This window comes from Streptomyces sp. NPDC104371 (assembly GCF_055583785.1).
This window is the reverse complement of the sequence record NZ_JBVJNF010000002.1, coordinates 386,639-406,176: the sequence shown is the minus strand read 5'-3', so window position 1 is coordinate 406,176 and position 19,538 is coordinate 386,639. Positions and strand designations below refer to the sequence as shown.

Genomic DNA, 19,538 nt, shown 5'->3' with positions numbered 1-19,538 from the left:
CCCACTGACGTCCCAAGCGCTCACCAAGGTAACCGGGTTCTTGCCCGTACAGCACCCTCCCTGTTCCCATGGTCGAGGGGGTATGCCATATGAGCGGAATGAGCGGACTGCGCGTCGTACCGGCCCGGCGACAGGGACAGGAACGCCTGTACGTGTGCGGCACCGACGGGTCCACCGTCGCCTGGTACGACCGCGAGGCGGGCCGGGTCAACCTGGTCCGCGAGGACCGGCGGCAGGAGGTGCTCGCCGCGCTCCACCCGTTCCTGACCGGCCCGGTTGCGGTGGGCCCGCCGCCCGTCCCCACCCCTGCCGAGCTGGCGCGGCTCTCCCTGCACCCGGACGACGACCTGGCGCCGAACCGGCCCGGCGAGGCCCTGCTGATCGCCCTGGACCGCGCCCCGGCGCCCGCCCACCGGCTGCGCCCCGACCCGCGCCGCCGCGCGCTCGCCGCCGAGCAGGCGGTCGGCGAGGCGCTGGACCGGCTGGAGGGCGCGGGCTGGCACACCCTGCACTCGGTGCCGCTGCCCGGCGGGGACCGCGTCCACCACCTGGTGATCGGCCCCGGCGGGCTGTTCGCGGTGCGCTCGCTGCCCGTGCGCGGGCAGCGGGTCGTGCTCGCCGACCCGCTGGTGCGGGTGGGCCGCCAGGAGCCGCGGCCGCTGCTGCGCCGGGTACGGGCCGACGCGGACCGCGCCTCGTACGCGCTGACGGCCGAGGTCCACCCGGTGCTGGCCCTGGTGGACCCCGCGCGCGTGGAGACCACGACCGCGCCCCGCGAGGTCCGCGTCCACACCGTGACGGACCTCGCGGACCTCGCCCGCCTGGGGGGCGTGCTCAAACCGGCGGACGTGGAGGCGCTGCACGCGATGGCACGGGACCGGCATACGTGGGCGAGGGTGTGACTCCGGACCCCGCTCTACGGATTCCGGACGGCCTCGATGGCGGTGGTCAGGGCAGCGGTCCCGCGTGGGCGGGGTCGAGGAGCGGGGCCAGGAGATCGCCGTACGCCTCCAGGCGGGGCGCGAGGTCCGGGGCGCGGAAGACGAGCGCGTCGGGTGAGGCACAGTCGGCGACCTCCTCCCAGGTCACCGGCGTCGACACGGTCGGCTCGGCGCGGGCGCGCAGCGTGTAGGGCGCCGCCGTCGTCTTGCCCGCGGCGTTCTGGCTCCAGTCCACGAGGACCTTCCCGGGCCGCAGCGTGCGTGTCATGCGATGGACGACGAGCCGGGGCAGCGCCTTCTCCGCCTCCACGGCCAGGAGCTTGGCGTACTCCGTGGTCCGCCGCGCGGGCGTCCGCTCCACCGCGGCCAGCAGATGCAGCCCCTTCGAGCCGGACGTCTTCGAGTACGCCTCGATGCCGTCGGCGGCCAGCCGCTCGCGCAACCACACCGCGACCTCGCAGCACTCGACGACCGTGGCGGGCGGGCCCGGGTCGAGATCGAAGACCAGCCGGTCGGCCTCGTCGGGCGCGTCGACGCGCCACTGCGGGGTGTGGAACTCGGTGACGAGGTTGGCCGCCCACATCAGGCTCGCCAGATCCTGGATCACCACCATGCGCGCGGTGCCCTCCGAGCGCGGCACATGCGCCGTGCTGACCCAGGTGGGCGTACCCGGCGGCACGTTCTTGGCGAAGAAGACCTGGCGGTCCGGGCCGTCCGGATAGCGCAGGAAGGACAGCGGGCGGTCGTGGAGATGGGGCAGCAGGACGTCCGCGGTGGTCGCGTAGTAGTGCAGCAGCTCACCCTTGGTGAAGCCGGTCGCGGGATGGACCACCTTCTCCAGGTTGCTGAGCGCGATCCGTCGCCCCTCCACCACTGTGATCGGCGTCATACGATGAGAATCCCACGAAACAGGTCGGTATCAGTGAGTACTGGTCGGAAAGGTGCGGAACGTGCGATCCATCTGGAACGGCACCATCTCGTTCGGCCTGGTCAGCATCCCGATCAAGTTGGTGAACGCGACCGAGAGCCACTCGATCTCTTTCCGGCAGATCCATCTGGAGGACGGTGGCCGGATCCGCTACCACAAGTACTGCGAGCTGGAGGACCGCGAGGTCGCGTACGAGGAGATCGGCAAGGGGTACGAGGACGCGGACGGCTCGATCATCCCGATCACCGACGAGGACCTGTCCCATCTGCCGATCCCGACGGCCCGCACGATCGAGATCGTGGCGTTCGTACCGGCCGAGCGGATCGACCCGCTCCATATGGAGAGCGCCTACTACCTGGCCGCGAGCGGTGCCCCGGCCGCCAAGCCGTACACCCTGCTGCGCGAGGCCCTCAAGCGCAGCAACAAGGTCGCCATCGCGAAGTTCGCGCTGCGCGGCCGTGAACGGCTGGGCATGCTGCGGGTGATGGAGGACGCCATCGTCCTGCACGGGCTGCTGTGGCCCGACGAGGTCCGTGCCCCCGAGGGTGTCGCCCCGGACACCAAGGTCACGGTGAACGACAAGGAACTCGACCTGGCGCACACCCTCATGGACACCCTCGGCGAGGTCGACCTCGACGACCTGCACGACGAATACCGCGCGGCCGTCGAGGAGTTGATCGCCGCGAAGGCCGCTGGAGTCACACCCCCCGAGGCTCCCGAACCGGCCAAGGGCGGCAGGGTCCTCGACCTGATGGCCGCCCTGGAGAACAGCGTGCGCGCGGCGAAGGAGTCGAGGGGCGAGGAAGCCGCAGGGGAGGAGGCCGCGGAGGCCGAGGTCAGGCGGCTGCCGAGCCGCAAGAGCACCCGACGGGCGCCGAAGGAGGGCGAGGGCCGGAAGACGGCACCGGCCGGGCGGAAGCCGACGGCCAAGAAGACCGCGTCGAAGAAGACGGCCGCGAAGTCGGGGTCCGCGGCGGGGAAGTCGGAGACCAAGAAGACGGCGTCGTCGAACGGGAAGAAGACAGCGGCCCGCAAGCGCACGGCGTGAGCGACGGACTGTCGTCCAACCTCTGTGCCCTGCTGGCGGGTTGAGGCCTGTGACCTGCGAGCATGGCCCCATGTTGCTGGATCCCGAGAACACGCTGTTCGTCTGCGGTGCCACGCCCGTACTCCTGCTGGCCGACGCGCCCGTCCATGACGTCCTGCCGCCCCTGACCGGGCCCGACGGCGCGGTGCCCGTGTGCGAGGGGTGGAGCATCGTGCCCCGGCTCACCCTGTGTGTCGTGGACGGACCGGGTGAACACGGCGTCCTCGTACCGACGTTGACGGCGCCCGTGCTCGGCGGTGCCGACGCTGGTGCGGCATCGGGTGACATGGCCGACTGGTGCACGGCCGCCGAGCGGGCCGGGGGAGTGGTCGTCCTGTCCCTGGAGCAACTGCCCGAGGAACTCGACTGGTCCGCCCTGTTGTCGTCGGGCATCGCGCACGGCGGCTTCGTGCCCACCCTGGCTTGAACAGCCCCCCGCCGGAGCGTCCGTGATGGCTGACAGGCTGAACTCCCGCTGTCAGCACGTCTGTTGAGTCGCATCGCGATCTCCGCCGGTCCCGAGGATGTGTGAGAGTGGGCCCATGACAGTGCCTGAAGCCACGGCCGTGGCCATCGAGGAGGTCGAGGAACTCGCGCTGGACGGGCTGCGGTGGCTGACCGCGGCGGCGCGCGACACCGAGGGCGGAGGGCTCGCCTGGCCCACCAGACCCTCGGACGACGAGCCGGAGCCCATGCTCTACAGCGGCACGGCCGGTGTCGTTCCCGTACTCCTGGAGGCCTGGCGTCACTTCGGCGACGACACGTACGCCGACGCCGCCCTGCGCGCGGGCCGCAGTCTCGTGGACGCCGTCGACAGCACCGAGGACGACTCCCTCTACTTCGGCCGCACCGGAATGGCGCTCGTCCTGCGGACCCTGTGCGAAGAACTCGGCGACGAGGCCGCGGGCGCCGCCGCCGACCGCGCGCCGGACCTCGTACGGTCACACTTCGACGGCACCCGCTGGGGCGAACTGTTCGAACTGCTGGGCGGCAACGCGGGGATCGGCCTCGGGGCGCTCCTGCTCGGCGACCCCGACCTGGCCGTCCTCGCCATGGAGCCGTATCTGCGCACGGCGGAGCAGACCCCGGCGGGTGTCCACTGGCCCCATCGCACGGACGTCGGCGAGCCCCGTATGCACCACATCTCGCACGGCACGCTCGGCATCGTCCTGGCGCTCGCGCGAGTCGGCCGCGCCACCGGCCGTACGGACCTGGTCGAGCTGGGGCTGGCCGGTGCCGCGGACGTCCTGGCGCGGGACGAAGGGGGGCCGGAGGGCTTCCTGGTGCGGCACTCCACCCCGCAGTACTTCCCGGATCTGATCGAGCCCCTCAACTACGGCTGGTGCCACGGCCCGACCGGCGACGCCCAGGTCTTCCGGACGCTGCGGGACGTCACGGGCGACCCCGCCTGGTCCGCCCTCGCCGACCGCTGCTGGCACACGGTCACCCACTCCGGCCTGCCCCGGCGGCTGCGCCCCGGCTTCTGGGACAACAACGGCCGCTGCTGCGGCACCGCGGGCGTCCTCGCCCTGGCCTGCGACCGCATCGCCGAGCAGCAGGACCCGTACGACTTCGCCCATGTTCTCGTGGCGGACCTCGTCGCCCACGCGATCCGGGACACCGACGGCGCCCGCTGGTCCAACGTCGAGTACCGGGCCGACCCGGCCGACCTCGAACCGTACGTCGGCTGGGGGATGGGCAACGCGGGCATCGTCCGCGAACTCCTGCGCTTCGTACGCCTGAGCCGCGGTGGCGACCCGCGCTACGCGTTCACGATGCCGGACCAGCCCTCGGTGGCGGGGGCCGCACGCCCCTGATCCAAGCGATTCACGCGATTCACGCGAGGCGGTGGACGGCGGCGGTGAAGAGCGCCGGGAAGCGGGCGGCGACGGGAACGATGTGCTGCCCGAGCGGCTGGTGCGTACGCAGCCACAGCAGTGACGCCGTCAGCAGGCGGTAGCGCCGGGAGACCCCGCGCCAGGCCCGGTCGTAGTCCTGCGGCCGGTCCTGGCGCACACACCGTACGAGCTCGGCCGCGGCGTGGAACGCGATCGCCAGGCCCTCGCCGGTCAGGGCGTCGGTGTACCCGGCGGCGTCACCGACCAGCAGGACACGGCCCGCGACCGGGGTACGGACCCGCTGACGCAGAGGCCCCGCCCCGCGGGTGTCGGTCGCCGCGGCCACGGGAAGGCGGGCGGCCAGCTCCCGGAACGGGGCCAGCAGTGTCTCGAAGGGGGCGCGGTCCTCGGTGAGGACGGAGACGCCGACGAGGTTCGCGCCGACCGGGGTGACGTACGCCTCCGCCCGCGCCGTCCAGTGCACCTCGACGTAGTCCGTCCAGGGCGGCACGGCGAAGTGACGGCGCTGCCCGTACCGTGCCGCCCGGCCGCCGGGGTGCAGCCCGAGGCCGAGTTCGCGCCGGATCCGTGAGTGCAGGCCGTCCGCCGCGGCGAGGTAACGCGCGGTGATCCCGGCCGCGGTGACGCTCCGGCCGTCCTGACGCAGCCCGTCGACCCGGGCGGTGACCACCGGGATGCCGAGGTCGGCGGCGCGACGGGACAGCGCGCGGTGGAGTTCGGTGCGCCGTACGCCCTTCCCGGGGTTCGTGGGGAAGGCCGCCTCGACCCGGTGGTCGGCGTCCAGATAGCGAATGCCGCGCAGGGGACGGCCGTCCGCGGTGGCGCCGAGGTCGGCGAGCGCCCGCGCGGCCGCGGGCATGAGCCCCTCCCCGCAGGCCTTGTCGACCGGCCCCGGCCGCGGTTCGACGATCACCACGTCCAGACCGGCCAGCGCGGCGTTGATGGCGGTGGCCAGCCCCGCCGGGCCGCCGCCCGCGACCAGGAGGTCGATCACGCGCCGGGACATGGGCGGCCTACCAGCGCAGCAGGACGAGTTCGGAGCTGAAGCCCGGCCCCATCGCGAGCACCACCCCCGGTGTCCCGGCCAGGGGGCGCCGCGACCGCAGGGTGTCGCTCAGGATGTGCAGGACCGAGGCGGAGGAGAGGTTGCCCACGGCGGCGAGCGAGCGCCACGTCGATTCCAGGGCGCGCGCGGGAAGTTCGAGCGACTCCTGTACGGCCTCGATCACCCGGGGCCCGCCGGGATGGCAGACCCAGGCCGTCACCTCCTGCGGCTTCACGTCATGATCGTCAAGGAACTCCCGTACCTGACCGCCTAGTTGACTGCGTACCAGGTCGGGCAGGTCACCGCTCAGCACGATCCGGAACCCCTGGTCCCTGATGTGCCAGCCGAGCAGTTCCTCGGTGTCCGGGTAGAGATGGCTGCGGCCCGCCTCGACGGTGGGCGCCTCGTCCGACGCCGCCGGGTGGTCCCGGCCGACGGCGACGACCGCGGCGGCCCCGTCGCCGAACAGCGACCCGGCGACCAGGTTCGCGGCGGAGCCGTCCGTCCGCTGCAAGGTCAGCGAGCACAGTTCGACCGACAGCAGAACGGCCACGCCCTCGGGCCGGCCCTCCAGATAGTCATGCAGCCGGGACAGCCCCGCGGCCCCCGCCACACAGCCCAGACCGAACATCGGCACGCGCTTGACGTCGCGGCGCATCCCGAGCCGCCACGCCAGCCGGGCCTCGATCGAGGGCACCGCGAGACCGGTCACCGAGGTGGAGACGATCAGATCCACGTCCGGCGGCCTGAGCCCCGCCTCGTCCAGCGCCGACGTGATCGCGCGCTCGCCCAGCTCCATGGCGCCCTCGATGAACGCGTCGTTGGCCGCGCCGAGGCCGTTCAGGGCGGCGTAGCGGTCCAGCGGCATGGCCAGCGATCGCGTGCGCACCGTGGACGCGGCATGCAGCCGCTCGTGCACCGCGACCTCCCGCTCTCCCACGACCCCCATGGCCACGAGCGCGTCCCTGATCTCGTCCTGCTGGTAGCGGTACGGAGGCAGCACCGCGCACACGGCAGCGATTCGCGTCATCGCCGCAGCATAGGTTCATACGGGAATGGAATGTCCTATATCCGAGCAAACGCGCCTACGAGACGCCATGCTGCCGAACTTGGGGCGCGCCGGGCGTCGGTGACGCGTAACGTCACCGAACCCGCGGACGTGGAGGGCATCGCGGCATCGCGGCATCGCGGCGTGGAGGGTTGTGGCGTCGCGGCGTTGTGGCGTCGCGAAGGCGGCCTGCCGGGGCACTAGCATCATCGCGTGCCTGGTACCGGAGCCCCCGCGGCCGGACGCCATGACGTCCCCGTCCCCCCTCCCGAGGAAGAGAAGCCGCGCCGTTCCGCCTCCGCGACGGCCGGTCTGGTACGGGCGAGCCACCCCGAACCCGCCGTGACGGTCACGACGCTGGCGACCGCGCTGGCGGCGACGTCAGGGCGCGGCCCGACGGGCTGTGCGCTGGTGGCCGCCGCGGTGCTGACCGGTCAGTTGTCGGTGGGCTGGAGCAACGACTGGATCGACCGCGCACGGGACGTCGCGGCGGCTCGCCGGGACAAGCCCCTGGTGGTGGGTGCGTCGCGGCCGAGGGCGGTAGCGGTGGCGGCGGGTTGGGCGCTCGGCCTCTGCGTCCCCCTCTCGCTGGCGAGCGGACCGGCGGCCGGAGCCGCGCATCTGACCTGTGTGGCCGCCGCCTGGGCCTACAACCTCGGCGTCAAACGGACCGTACTGTCCTGGCTGCCGTACGCCGTGGCCTTCGGACTGCTGCCCGCGGTCATCACGCTGGGCCTGCCCGGCCGCCCGTGGCCACCGATCTGGGCGGTCACCGCGGGGGCCCTGCTCGGGGTGGGCGCCCACTTCACCAACGTACTGCCGGACATCGACGCCGACTTGGCCGCGGGGGTACGGGGTCTGCCGCAACGCCTGGGCCGCCGCAGAACCCGCTGCCTCGCCCCCGTACCCCTGTTCGCCGCCTCGACGGTACTGGTGTTCGGCCCCCCGGACCGATCGGCCATCTCCAGCACAGCGACACTGACCATCACCGGCGCCTTGGCCCTCACCACAGCCCTGCTCCCCGACAAGGGCCCCCGAGGCCGCATCCCCTTCCTCACCACCCTCACCCTGGCGGTGACGGCGGTGTCCCTGCTCCTCGCACGGGGCCGGGCTCTGGTCTGAGACGCTTCGACACGGGAAGAAGCGGGAAGTCAGCGCGCCCTGAAGCCCATCGCCCTTGGCGATCACCGCACCGTGAACGCTATGACGCCCGCGAACCGCCCCACAGGGACGGTGACCGCCGACTTCTTGGGCGCCAACGGCCAATGTGGATTGTCGTACTGTCCGACTAGCCTTCGATGTATGGGGCTTGGGGACATTGAGTACGAAGACGTCATCGCGGCGACCGAAGAGTTCCGCCGCCTGGGGCGGGACAACTTCCTTCAGACGTACGGCTTCGGGCGGGCCAGGTCGTACGAGCTGGTCCTGGACGGGTTTCGCTACGACTCGAAGGCCATTGCCGGTGTCGCCCACGGGTATGCCACCGGCGACTTCCTGAGCGCCGGAGAGTTCAGCGGCGGCGCGGCCACGGTGGCGCGACGCCTGGGCGAGCTCGGCTTCGCGGTGGAGACCGGGGAGACATCCCAGAACCGTGCGGCCCTGCTGGAGCGCCTCCGGAAACTCAAGGTCTCCCGCGGCCCCGGGAACCCCGCACCCAGCCGTCACCAGCCGTTGAGCCTCCTGTGGGCGATATCGCGCGCAGCCGACGAGCGGCCCCGCATGACCCCGTGGCCACAGTTTCGAGACGAAGTCGGTCCGCTCCTGGTCGAGTTCGGACTTCCCAACGCGAAGGCCACACCGGAGTATCCGTTCTGGCATCTCCGGGGCAGCGGACTGTGGGAGGTCCAGGGCATACCGACCGAGCTGGCCAAGGGGATGCCGAAGGTGAGCGTCCTCGACGCGCACCACCCGCAGGCCGGCTTCACGGAACAGGCCGCTGGTCTCCTTCGAGACCCGGTGACACGCCTCGACGCCATCGCCGCGATCTGCGAGACGTATCTCGAGGATGTCGATCGCCAGGCCCTCTTCGAGCGAATAGGCCTGGACGGATACACCACAGCCGGCGGCCTGTTGAGCCCGTCGGAGGATGGGAGCAGCGGTGCCGACGTGGATGGGTACGAGCGGGCGACCGACCCCGCACCGCGCCGTGACGCGACCCGCTCCGTGATCGTCCGCGACGAAGCCCTGGCCAGGAAGGTCAAGGAACTCGAGGGCGATCAGTGTCAGATCTGTGGCACGACGCTCCGCTACCTGAACCGCCCGTACAGCCAGGCGGCTCACATAAGAGGCCTGGGCAGCCCCCACCACGGCCCCGACGAACTGCAGAACCTCCTGTGCCTGTGTGCCAACTGCCATGTTCTCTTCGACGGCTTGGAGATCTACGTCGACTCCGACGGCCTGGTCAGCGGGACGAGAGGCAGCAGAGACCCCCGCCCGCTCCGCCGCGACCCCAGGCATCCGATAGACGAGGCGCACCTCGGCTATCACCGCAATCTGTGCACCGTCAATGCTCGTAAGCCTGCCGTCGGCTGACGGGTTCTTCTACCTCGGCACTCGGTTCTTCCTGCCAGGCGGCCCTGAGCGAGGTCGGTACAGGGCCCCGCGTCGACATCCAGAGGGACCGTCCACTCCAAGCGAGTAGCTCGCTCCTCGTCCAGTCAGTGCTCAGACAGCTCCTCGAAGTCGGCGACACGCACGTCCGGGAGAGCGGCAGATAAGTCTGTCCGCTCACCGAGTCCGCACCCCGCTATTCCCTGTAGTTCCCCTCTTGATCTGGCACGCGTCTGGCACGGGTGCGGTAGTCCGGGCTGTACGGCTCGTAGCGGCGCGTCCATGCCGCTCTGGGGGAGCGCTCAGCGATGGTTCTTGGTGGCGCACCTCGTCGCCGGCTCCGTGCTCTTCTGCCTGGGCTCCGCCGCTGCGCTCAGGCGCGACGGACCCGCCAGAGCCATGCCGCCACGCCGGCCAGCAGGGCGGTCGCGACCAGGTTGGCTAGGAGGGCCGGGGTGCCGCCCGTCGAGCCGCCGCTGGACAGGTTCCAGGAGACGATGATGACGGTCGGCAGGACGGCGGTAAGCAGTACGCCGGTGGTCTTCTGGACGGCGGTCCAGTGCACTGAGGTGCAGAGAAGTACGGCGCCGGTGATGCGGAACAGGACGCCGAACAGCGGCCCGGGGAGGTCGGGGAAGATCATCATGAAGGGCAGCGAGAGGGTGAGCATCAGGAGCGGGACCAAGGGGTGCACCTTGCCGCGCCGGGCTGGTGCGCCGACACCGCTCCGGGCTGAGGCCTCAGCGGCCCCGTTCCCCGCCTCGGCCAGTGCCGTCGTCGCGATCGTGCGGGGGTCCCCCAGCTCCGCCAGGACCTCGCCGATCGCGGCGTCGGGGCGTTCGGCGCGCGTCACCTCGATGTGTTCGGTGAGGTCGGCGAGGAGTTCCTGGCGGCGGTCGGTGGGGAGTGCGGAGGCTTCGCGCTCGACGGCGGCGAGGTAGTCGCGTACGGGGTCGGCAGAGGTCTTCATGCGAGGTCTCCGGTGGAGGGGTGAGGGGTGGTCAGGAAAGCGTCGACGGCGTTGCGGAAGCCGGGCCAGACGCGGGTGAACTCGTCGAGTGCGGCCCGGCCGCTGTCGGTGAGCGCGTAGTAGCGACGGGGTGGCCCGGAAGTGGACTCCTGCCAGGTGGTGGTGACCAGGTCGTCGCGGCGGAGCCGGGAGAGCAGCGGGTAGACCGTGCCCTGGCTGGTGGCCAGGGCACCGGAGTCCTCCAGAGCGTGGAGGAGTTCCACGCCGTAGCGGGGGCGGTCCCGCATCAGGGCGAGTACGCAGTACTCCAGGACACCCTTGCGCAGCTGGGCGGCTGCCCGTGCCTGCTTGGTCGAATCACCTGGTTCCATGCGATGCAAGATACCTGGTGAGGCAAATGGATGGTAGGGGGCGTGCGGATCCCCTCAATCCATCGTGGAGGAGGTCGTAGCCGGTGCGCTCGCACGTGTCCGGGCGGAGGCAAGCCGTCGAGCAAGTGCCGAGGACCATGTGCTCAGTGGCGAGAGCCACTTGGCCTTCGCTGAGGCATCACCACGGGTCCCTTTGCAGGTCGTCGTGGCGGACCATAATCCGGTAGTCCGTGCTGGCCTGACGGCTATCCTCTCTGGTCGCGCGGACATCACGGTTGTCGCGGAGGCGGCGGATGGCCGCCAGACCCATGAGGCGGTGGCTCACCACCACCCGGACGTCGTTCTTCTGGGCGTCCACATGCCCGGTGAGGACGCCATCTCGGCGCTCCCGCACCTGGTGCTGATCGCTCCGGTCATGATTCTCACGGACAGCCGCGAGCAGGAGATCGTCCAGGAGGCCCTGCGCCGAGGTGCTGGTGGTTACCTGGTTCACGGCGAGTTCACAGCGAACGAGCTGGTGGCCGGCGTACGCAACATCAAGGAAGGGCTCGCAACCTTCACGCCCACGGCGGTCGAGGCGTTGGCGGCGCACCTTAACCAGGGCGGCCGAACGCAGGATGGTCTACTGGCCCCTGACGGCCTCGGCAGCGCTACTGCACACGACGTCGCCACCACCTGCTTCATCAGCGAGAGGATGGTCAAGGACCACATCCACCGCATCTTCACCAAGCTCCACAGCACCAGCCGCTCAGAGGCTGTGGCCAAGTGGCTCGGCACAGCTGCGGGCTGAGCTGAGAGGGCTCTTCGAAACCGAGTGTGGGGTTAGGGGTTCAGTACGAGTGTGCTGTTCAGGTGATGGCGGCCGCGCGGGGCCATGAAGGCAGGACGCCTTCGGGCTGGAGGTCCGCTACAGCCGCCCCCGCGAAGAATGACCCTGCGGGTGGTGATCCCGGGCTGCCTGGTTGACGGACTGGTGTCCGTCAACCGTGAGCTGGATCCATGGAACAAAAAATCGGGCGCCCGCACCGAAGTGCTGGCGCCCGATCATGGCACTCGAGGTGGACAAGCCCGGCAAAACCGGCATATCTGTTCCCATTTTCGGGTGCCCCCGGCAGGATTCGAACCTGCGCACACGGCTCCGGAGCCCAGGTGAGAGCGATACCCAGTCAACTCTCTGACCTGGGACGGAGACTCCGCGTGAACGGATGCTGGCCAAGGTCATTACGTCCCTATTACGCAGGCGGCCTGTCGGGCGGTCGGTCCGGGCCGTATGGTCGAAGCACGATCTCGGGCAGCAGCGGGGGACCGGACGGCAGCAGCACGGAGTTCACGGCGGAGGGCCTGGCGCCTGTCCTGCGGGAGGCATGCGCGACAGCCGGATTCGACGCCAACGGCGCCGAGTTGCTGCGTCTCGGGTCCAACGCGGTCTACCGCTTGACCTCGTTACCGGTCATCGTCCGTATCGCGCGTGATCCGTCCGTTCTCGCGGAGATGGAACGGGCCGTGGGCGTGGCGAGATGGCTTGAGACGCACGACTTCCCGGCCACGCGAGTGTCTGCGTTGGTCACCCAACCGCTCGTCGTGGGCGGCCTGGTGGTCACCTTCTGGGAGAGCGTCCAGGAGACCGAGGAGTACGCGACGATAGGGGAGTTGGCCGATCTCCTGCGCCGCTTGCACTGGCTCGAAGAGCCTGAATCGCTGGGTGCCGTACTTCGACCCACTGGCCAAGCTGGCGACCTCCCTCGAAGGGCTGGACAGCATCTCAGAGGGGGACCGAACGTTCCTGGAGGAACGAGCGGCGAGCCTCGCCAAGGATTACGACCGGCTGGACTTCGTACTTCCCTTCGGCATGATTCACGGTGACGCCAACATCGGGAACGTCCTCCGGCATCGGGGCGGGCACGCGGTGTTCATCGATCTGGACGGCTTCGCTCTCGCCCCACGTGAGTGGGACCTGATCCTCACGGCGATCTACTACGACCGTTACGGCTGGCACACGAAGGCGCAGTACGCCGAGTTCGTGCACCGCTACGGCTTCGACCTGATGAACTGGCCAGGGTATGAAACGCTTGCGGACCTGCGTGAGCTGATGATGGTCGCTCTTGCAGCACATGCGGGAGGGCAGTCGAACTGCCGAACACAGCGCGGGAAAGGACTGACGTCATGACCGACCGACGGGGAGTTGTCGCCAAGCGGGCCGAGAACCTGGCGCCCGGCGTCCCCTACGTCCGCGGCTGGGCAGAAGCTCGGCGAAGTGCCAGCACCTTGGCCGCACAGCTGACGGCTCTGGGTTTGGAAGCGGACTTCTCCGGACTCACGGCCGACGTGAACGTCTTCGGTGGCGGCCTAGTGCGCCTGGGCGTCATCCGGCCTGAAGCGGCTCTGCTGCTGGCCACGCTGATCGATTCGGGCCTTGCCGCAGAAACACCAGCACACACCGATGGGTTGATGTGCGATTCGGTGCCTGCCTACCCGAACTCGTCGGCTGCCTGAGCCCGAGAGTCCCCGAACGGTCGCGGTCTGAGCACGCTCCCGCGACTGTCCGGCTCGGCCCCGCACGTCGCCGTACCCCCCGGCGGTCGATGTGCGGGGCTCTTTGCTGCGCGCATTGCTGCCCCGTTTGTCGGTCTGCCGCTCGGCCGGGACCGGCGCCCCAGCGCCGCAGCCCGGACGAAGCGGCAGACCTTCAAAAGCAGTGATTGCCAGGCTTGTTGCAAGATCTATCAGCTTGGGAGGCCGCGATTACTTCGGGCTCGTTCGGGCGCTGACCTGGGCGAATGGCTGATGCGTGGTCTCGTCTAGTGGGCTGGTTTCCCCGTGGTTCCCCGCTCGATGTTGTGCAGTTGTGGTGCGGGCTGCGCCTCACACAGAGACGGCTCGGGCAAGCGGCATGGGCCATTGGCGCCAAGCATTAGAACACTGCGGATGCCTGGTGGGTGCTGACCTCAGCGGTAGCATGAGGGCACCGTACGTTCGAGGGGGAACATATGTCGTCGCACGTCGTCTCCTACATGCTGGATGAGCAGACCACAGTCGGTTTCGAAATCGAGCCGGGCGACGACTTCCATCCTGTCGGCGCAGAGCAGACCGTCGCTCGCGTCCGGGAGGCTGTTCAGCCTGCTGTACAGGCGGCACGTAGTGTGCTCGACGAGCTGGCTGCGATGAAGCCCGGTGAAATTCAGCTCAAATTCGGCATCAAGGTCAGCGGAAACGCCAACTGGCTGGTTGCAAAGACCGCAACCGAGGCGAACTTCGAGGTCACTCTCACATGGCGCGATGCGGTGGTCTCGCCGGACTCCGCCGCGCAGTAGCGAGAAAGGAGCCAGCGCGGCACATCAGCCGGAAGATCGATTATGGACAATCAGCCTAGCAGGCCCACGAATGACACATGGGTTGCTGCGGTCCATCGCGCCGAGAGCGACGAGAGATCCCTCGGGTCGGCTTTTGTACTGGATACCCACCGCGTCATAACGTGCGCCCACGTAGTGGCTAGCGTTGCTCAATCCGGTACCCCGCTTTGGGTGGCTTTTCCTAAGGCGGAGGAGGGCGACACAGTACGGATACGCGTTCGGGAGGTTGTGCTTCCGCCGCCGCAACTCCAAGGCACCCAAGATGTGGCGATTCTCCGGCTGGTTGAGCCTGTGCCTGCTACGCGAATTCCCCGCCTACGCTTCCCAACGCCAGCCGATCTGGTCGGCCGGGAATGGTGGGCATTTGGTTTCCCCGGCGGCGAGCAACTTGGCAACTCGGCTGCTGGCGTGATCGGTGAAGCCCTCGGTTATGGCTGGGTGCGGCTCGATACCCACTCGAGGTACGTCGTCAAGTCCGGTTTTAGTGGTTCTGCTCTCTGGTCACCCGAGTATGACGCGATCGTGGGCGTGGTCGGTCAGGCGGGCGGCGAAGGCGATGGACGCGCCTTGTCACTTTGGAAGATCGATCGCATCTTCCCTGACGAGGGCATCCACGACCTGGCAGCCTGGTCGGTGGAGGCAGCTGGGGAGTCCGCTCTCGCCTCTTGGGGATGGTCACTCCAAAGCGACCCGGAGGCGGGACGCCATTGGCGCCCGCGCGCCCGCGGGGTCAGCATCGAAACCGAGAAAGGCTTCCGCTTCCGTGGGCGGACAACTGCCCTTACCGCCATCGTTGACTGGCTTAACAACCCGCCGGAGCGGAGAGCCCTCCTTATCACGGGGTCCCCTGGCGTGGGCAAGTCCGCTGTTCTGGGTCGGATCGTCACCACGGCGGACCGGGAAATTTCCGACGAGCTTCCTCGTGATGACACGGCTGTGCGTGCACCGATTGGCTCTATTTCCTGTGCGGTGCACGCCAAAGGTAAGACGGCTCTCGATGTCGCGGTCGAAATTGCTGCAGCGGCCTCGGCTGCCTTGCCGGACAGCATTGAGTACCTTCCGGAACTGCTACGCGAGGCTATTTCTTCACGCCTTCCTGCCGATGGAAATGACCCTTGCCTCCCGTTCAATGTGGTCATCGACGCGCTTGATGAGGCCGCAACCCCGCAGCAGGCGCGACTGGTCATCCGGCGGATCGTGGCTCCGTTGGTGGAGACCTGCGCGGACCTCAATGTCCGCGTTGTCGTGGGGAGTCGGCGTCGAGATGATTCCGGTGACCTGCTTGCTTCCTTTGGCAGGGCCCTGTCGCTCGTCGACCTTGACCAGCCCCAATATTTTGATCAGGAAGATCTTGAGGCTTATACCCTTGCCACCCTCCAATTGCGTGGTGACGAACGGCGAAACAATCCTTACACCGAAGACGCTGTTGCCGAACTAATTGCCAGACGTATCGCCGAAATGGCCGACCGTAACTTTCTGGTCGCTGGGCTAGTGGCACGGGCGCATGGGCTGCACGACCAAAGACCTGTCCGGCCCGAGGAAATCGCCTTTGTCCCAACGGTGGACGGAGCCCTGCGTGACTATCTCGACCGCATTCAGCCGGTGGATGGCTGCCCAGCACAAGCTGTGCTTACGGCTCTCGCCTTCGCAGAGTCCCCGGGATTCTCCATCCGGCTTTGGCGTATGGCGATCGTGGCCCTCGGTGGGCCAATCATTCCAGACAGAAGCCTCGCTGCCTTTGCCCGCTCCTCTGCAGCGAATTTCCTTGTAGAGTCGGGCGCAGGGCAGGGATGGGGAACTGTATATCGGCTCTTCCACCAGGCTCTCAATGACACTTTGATCAGTGCGCGAGCAGATTTGCATCCCCGCCGTGAGGACGAACAGGCGCTCACGCGCGCCATGATCGCCGAAGGGGAGCGAAATGGATGGACGAATGCGGACTCGTACCTAAAACGTTCACTGCCCGCGCATGCAGAGACTGCGGGGGTAGTGGGCGAACTTCTGGTCCAAGATGAGTATCTCCTCCATGCGGATTTGCGCCGCCTCCTTCCGGTAGCTGATCGCACAGCTTCTGATATCGCTCGCACTAAAGCCAAGCTAATTCGGCGTACTCCTCAGGCATTCAATGCCGATCCTGGCCGACGGCTCGCTCTCTTCAGCGTGACTGAGGCTCAGCAATGCCTCGGCCAGGTCTACCGCGACCTTCCCGCGTCTGCCCCATATCGGGCTAGATGGTCCAACGTGGTGCCCGGAAGTGAGGAGGCCGTACTAGATGGCCATACACGTTGGGCTTATGTCCTTTGCTCCTTCAATCTCGAAGGACGGGAACTTCTAGCTAGCGCGGGTGGCGACCGCACTGTACGGATCTGGGACCCGGCACTCGGCGAGGTCGTGCATGTCATGGAGGGGCACACGGACGAGATTCGGTCCATCATTCCCATCCGCCTCGGAACAGTAGAGGCACTGGTTTCCACTGGCCGAGACGGAACCATCCGCTTTTGGGACCCCCTTACCGGCGAATCCGTTCACAGCCTTACCGGGGATCCAGGAGGGTACTCGGCGCTCTGCTCGATCAATCGGAGCGGGCAGACGCTGCTGGCTGCGGCAAGGGCATCAGATGCGGTAATTCAACTGCTGGACCCCAATTCTGGCCAAGAGGTCGCCGTACTCGATGGCCACGATGAGTGGGTTACCGCTCTGTGTGAGATTCTTGTGGAAGGGGTTCCTTTCCTGGCCTCCAGTAGTGAGGACGGGACTGTGCGGTTGTGGGATCCAAAGGAGGGAATAAATCGCTGGATCGTGAGCGATGATGACCCATGGGGTGATGTTTGGATCCGGACATTGTGCGCAATCGAGGTCGGCGACCGCACATTGCTTGCCGGTGGCGGGTATGACTCTACAATTCTGCTGTGGGATCCATGCGATGGTACGGAAGTCGGGCTGCTCACGGGACATGACGGAGCTGTCTTCGCTGTGTGCGCTGCAACCAGTGAAGGCGAACCAGTCTTGGTGAGCGGAGGCGAGGATGGGACGCTCCGGCTCTGGTCTCCGGAAACCAAGAGTCAGCTCGCTATGTGGCTTGGGCATGCTGGCGCGATTTACTCGGTATCCGCAGTCAGTGCCGCAAAAAACCTCCGATTTGCCAGCACTGGCGATGATCGTTCGATCCGTATCTGGGATCCTGCTGCCGGCGGGCAGACCGAACTGGTGGAGCGGCCAACTCAGTTGTTCGATGATGCCTGCGTCCTCCGCGCTAAATCTGGGCTACTTACTGCGACCAGGCGAGTCGGTGATGATTTCATCGATATTCGGGATCCCGCGTCGTGGGAAGTAGTGCGCAGGATGCCCGCAGAGGATGCGACGGCAATGTGCAGACTTGTAATCGACGGGCGGACTCTTCTCGCGGTTGCTGGAAAGCGGCTCGAGATTTGGGATCCACAGGTCGGTCGCAGGGTCAGGGCGCTCAAGTATCGCCCCGTGCCGTACGCCGGCGTTCCTTCTCTGTGCGCCATCAAGGTCGATTCGACACCATTGTTGGTGGCCTCGTTCGGTAATTCTCTACATTTCTGGGACGTGACGCAAGAGTATCCCGTGCAATCGCTTAAATTGGGTCTCGGAGTGGCGTGGAATATCTGCCCAGTGCCGGTTCGTGGGCGGCTCGCAATTGCTGGTTTGAATCTTAACGGGCGGCGCGTCCAGGCCTGGAGCCCGACCTCGGGCGAAGAAGTGGCTCGGCTGGAAATCGGGAGATCGGTAATTACGTCACAGTGTGTGGCGAAGGTAAAAGATCGAATGCTTCTAGTGACTGGTCATGAGAGTGGTGACATTCGATTCTGGGACCTGGACGCGGAGAAGTCGATTGCCGTACTCGAAGGGCACTCTGGCAGAGTGGGGCAGCTTTGGGTGTCAACTCTCGGAGAGCGTGCAGTACTGGTAAGTGCCGGTGATGATCGCACGCTGCGCATCTGGGATCCAGTTAGCCTTCGCCTTCTAGTGAATATCCCCGTATATTACCCAATTGAGTGGGTGGCTCAGGCGGGCCCGTATGTTACCGCGAGTCTGAGTGCGGGGATGATAGGAATCTTGTTCGAAGATATTTCGAAAAATAGCGATCGGACTTCTATTGGCATTTCCCGTTAAGGGGAATGTGTCCCTGGTGCGCTAATGCCTGCCTGGGTTGCTGGCGTCAGTGCCGTCCCGCTGCCCTGGAGGGATGGGCGGTTGCCGCCGAAGGTGCTGAGTCCATAACGCGGTCGGTGTAACGGCTTTGGGGTGGCGCTGCTTTGGCGCGAGTGATCACGGCCCCGTAAGCTTGCGGCGCGTCGGGCAGGTAGTGGATCTGCCCGGTAAAGCACGATGTTGGGGCCGTGATCTTCGAGGCTCGCGCCAAAGTGGCTCCGTAAAGCCGTGGAGCTGACCGCCCCAGCCACGACGTACCTCTTTTCTGGCATCAGGCGGCTGATTGCTGTGCGTGGCGGACGTCGGCCGGGCCGCGCGCGGTGAGCGGAGCGAGCCGCCTTGATGACGTAGAGAAAGTCTGAGCCAACTTAGGTTCGGCTAAAGCCTGAACGACAGCTCCAACCCGTCGCCCGGTAGGTGGAATTCCTCCAGGGCCAAGGGCTTATCTGCCTCCGTGAGCATCACGCGGAGGACGTGCAGCATGGGTACCCCGTCCGCGAGTCGGAGGGCCTGGGCCTGGTCCGGTAGGGGCATGCGGGTGCGGACGTACTCCGTGAAGTGGAGTTCGTGGCCCAACTCAGCCAGCGCGCGATAAAGCTCCGGTGCCGGCGGTGGCGGCTCCTCCTCGTACTTGGTGTCGAGCAGGGCCGAGAACGGCACGTAGGTCCGGTGCAGTTGGCGTAGGCGGCCCTGGTCAGCCGTCTGTAGGGCGTCGTACGTGAACATCGGCTCGCCCGGTGGGATGCGCAGGAGATCCGCCAGGGCTAGCGGGGCGTCTGTCCGGGTGGCTACGGAAGGCTCGGCGTCCGTCCAGCGGATGCCGTCCGCCTCCGCGTATTGGCCGTTGGCTGTCCGGCGGACGCCGCGCGGGCGGGTGAGGCTCGGGCGGCTGTGCGGGGAGCGGGCGAACGTGCCCCTGCCCATGATCACCTCGACGAGCCCGGATGCCCGTAGCTCCGTGAGGCCCTGACGGACTGTCGGGCGCGTCACGCCGAACTGCTTCGCCAACGTCTCCTCGGAGGGGAGTGGCTGGCCGGCCGGGAAGGTTCCGTTCAGGATGCCTTCGCGCAGGTAGTCGGCGATCTGCCGGTACTTCGGCTGCGTGTTCTTCGGCGGCATGCGGGCCCTCCACGGCCGTGGTCACTGCTTCGTTCTTTCGCGGTAGATAGCTACCTACCGCGATCGGAAGTAGCTTCCCTCACCTCGAGTC

At 67.7% G+C, this 19,538-nt stretch carries 17 protein-coding genes; 11 read left to right on the top strand and 6 right to left on the bottom strand.

The annotated features are described in order from the left end of the window. The first annotated feature begins 98 nt into the window (after positions 1-98). Complete coding sequence (locus tag ACZ60T_RS07680; protein WP_469665552.1) at positions 99-902, top strand: nuclease-related domain-containing protein; 804 nt, start codon at positions 99-101, stop codon at positions 900-902. 46 nt (positions 903-948) lie between these two features. Here the strand turns inward: ACZ60T_RS07680 and ligD are convergent, their stop codons facing one another. After that, a complete protein-coding gene (gene ligD / locus ACZ60T_RS07675) occupies positions 949-1,830 on the bottom strand; it encodes a non-homologous end-joining DNA ligase (protein WP_469665203.1) in 882 nt (293 codons plus the stop codon). A 61-nt stretch (positions 1,831-1,891) separates the two neighbouring features. Here ligD and ku point away from each other — a divergent pair, with 61 nt between their 5' ends. From ku to ACZ60T_RS07660, 3 genes are all read left to right on the top strand, one after another. Beyond that, positions 1,892-2,917, top strand: coding sequence for a non-homologous end joining protein Ku (ku, locus tag ACZ60T_RS07670; protein WP_469665202.1), 1,026 nt, complete (start codon positions 1,892-1,894; stop codon positions 2,915-2,917). Between the two features lie 70 nt (positions 2,918-2,987). After that, the gene (locus ACZ60T_RS07665; RefSeq protein WP_469665201.1) at positions 2,988-3,383 is read left to right on the top strand and encodes a hypothetical protein; all 396 of its coding nucleotides are present in this window, start codon (positions 2,988-2,990) and stop codon (positions 3,381-3,383) included. A 115-nt stretch (positions 3,384-3,498) separates the two neighbouring features. Next, positions 3,499-4,773, top strand: a complete 1,275-nt coding sequence (locus tag ACZ60T_RS07660) for a lanthionine synthetase LanC family protein (RefSeq protein WP_469665200.1) — start codon at positions 3,499-3,501, stop codon at positions 4,771-4,773. 19 nt (positions 4,774-4,792) lie between these two features. Here the strand turns inward: ACZ60T_RS07660 and ACZ60T_RS07655 are convergent, their stop codons facing one another. Together ACZ60T_RS07655 and ACZ60T_RS07650 are read right to left on the bottom strand one after the other, a co-directional pair. Beyond that, positions 4,793-5,809 (bottom strand): NAD(P)/FAD-dependent oxidoreductase, encoded by a 1,017-nt coding sequence (locus tag ACZ60T_RS07655; RefSeq protein WP_469665551.1) that lies wholly within the window; start codon positions 5,807-5,809, stop codon positions 4,793-4,795. A gap of 19 nt (positions 5,810-5,828) precedes the next feature. Then, a complete protein-coding gene (locus ACZ60T_RS07650; RefSeq protein ID WP_469665199.1) occupies positions 5,829-6,890 on the bottom strand; it encodes a type III polyketide synthase in 1,062 nt (353 codons plus the stop codon). Positions 6,891-7,121: 231 nt separating this feature from the next. On the opposite strand from ACZ60T_RS07650, the gene ACZ60T_RS07645 reads away from it, so the two are divergent. Further along, positions 7,122-8,030, top strand: coding sequence for a UbiA family prenyltransferase (locus ACZ60T_RS07645; RefSeq protein WP_469665198.1), 909 nt, complete (start codon positions 7,122-7,124; stop codon positions 8,028-8,030). A gap of 81 nt (positions 8,031-8,111) precedes the next feature. Beyond that, on the top strand, positions 8,112-9,440 hold the full coding sequence (locus ACZ60T_RS07640; protein WP_469665197.1) for an HNH endonuclease: 1,329 nt from the start codon (positions 8,112-8,114) through the stop codon (positions 9,438-9,440). Between the two features lie 391 nt (positions 9,441-9,831). Here the strand turns inward: ACZ60T_RS07640 and ACZ60T_RS07635 are convergent, their stop codons facing one another. Both ACZ60T_RS07635 and ACZ60T_RS07630 read right to left on the bottom strand, forming a co-directional pair. Further along, positions 9,832-10,428 carry an HAAS signaling domain-containing protein gene (locus tag ACZ60T_RS07635; RefSeq protein WP_469665195.1) on the bottom strand — a complete coding sequence of 199 codons (597 nt, stop codon included), beginning with the start codon at positions 10,426-10,428 and terminating at the stop codon, positions 9,832-9,834. Further along, entirely contained in the window at positions 10,425-10,799 is a 375-nt protein-coding gene (locus ACZ60T_RS07630) for a PadR family transcriptional regulator (RefSeq protein WP_365622341.1), read from the bottom strand. Before ACZ60T_RS07630 ends, ACZ60T_RS07635 begins: the two co-directional genes overlap by 4 nt. A 139-nt stretch (positions 10,800-10,938) precedes the next feature. Here ACZ60T_RS07630 and ACZ60T_RS07625 point away from each other — a divergent pair, with 139 nt between their 5' ends. The 5 genes from ACZ60T_RS07625 to ACZ60T_RS07605 all read left to right on the top strand — a co-directional run bounded on the left by ACZ60T_RS07625 (position 10,939) and on the right by ACZ60T_RS07605 (position 18,289). Beyond that, positions 10,939-11,589: a response regulator gene (locus ACZ60T_RS07625; protein ID WP_469665194.1), complete on the top strand. Its 651-nt coding sequence runs from the start codon at positions 10,939-10,941 to the stop codon at positions 11,587-11,589. A gap of 912 nt (positions 11,590-12,501) precedes the next feature. Then, positions 12,502-12,966, top strand: coding sequence for a phosphotransferase family protein (locus tag ACZ60T_RS07620; RefSeq protein WP_469665192.1), 465 nt, complete (start codon positions 12,502-12,504; stop codon positions 12,964-12,966). After that, positions 12,963-13,292, top strand: coding sequence for a hypothetical protein (locus ACZ60T_RS07615; RefSeq protein ID WP_469665190.1), 330 nt, complete (start codon positions 12,963-12,965; stop codon positions 13,290-13,292). Before ACZ60T_RS07620 ends, ACZ60T_RS07615 begins: the two co-directional genes overlap by 4 nt. A gap of 494 nt (positions 13,293-13,786) precedes the next feature. Further along, entirely contained in the window at positions 13,787-14,110 is a 324-nt protein-coding gene (locus ACZ60T_RS07610; RefSeq protein WP_469665188.1) for a CU044_2847 family protein, read from the top strand. Between the two features lie 42 nt (positions 14,111-14,152). After that, the gene (locus ACZ60T_RS07605; protein WP_469665186.1) at positions 14,153-18,289 is read left to right on the top strand and encodes a trypsin-like peptidase domain-containing protein; all 4,137 of its coding nucleotides are present in this window, start codon (positions 14,153-14,155) and stop codon (positions 18,287-18,289) included. Between the two features lie 417 nt (positions 18,290-18,706). On the opposite strand, the gene ACZ60T_RS07600 is transcribed toward ACZ60T_RS07605, so the two are convergent. After that, positions 18,707-19,447 (bottom strand): GntR family transcriptional regulator, encoded by a 741-nt coding sequence (locus ACZ60T_RS07600; RefSeq protein WP_469665184.1) that lies wholly within the window; start codon positions 19,445-19,447, stop codon positions 18,707-18,709. Positions 19,448-19,538: the final 91 nt, after the last annotated feature.